The organism is Parendozoicomonas sp. 209JJ7-1 (assembly GCF_058147085.1).
In genome coordinates, this window is sequence record NZ_JBYVJU010000194.1 from 1 (window position 1) to 257 (window position 257).

1 protein-coding gene is annotated in these 257 nt (G+C 48.2%); it reads right to left on the reverse strand.

What is annotated here, in order from left to right:
• The coding region (locus ACY2RQ_RS19950; protein ID WP_490114763.1) for a hypothetical protein at nt 1–220 on the reverse strand (220 nt) is incomplete at its 3' end.
• Nucleotides 221–257 lie beyond the last annotated feature (37 nt).

Sequence of the window (257 nt, forward strand, 5' to 3'; positions counted from 1 at the left end):
GGGCATCGGTTCCACCTGCTGGCAAAACGAGTTTCACCGGTGTTTTCAAACCAGCAAAATAAAATCTGTGCCAACAAGTTCCACCTGTAAGTTCATGCCAGCAATATCCAGCGGTATTGTTTTTGTAACTGGCAAGCACGACATCGTGCCAAACAAATATTATTTCCCAACAAATTCGCAACAAACTTATCGTACCAGCGGCTGCACCTAACAAGCGCATCCAGGTGACGCCTTCGGCGCACCTGATGCGGGCGTTA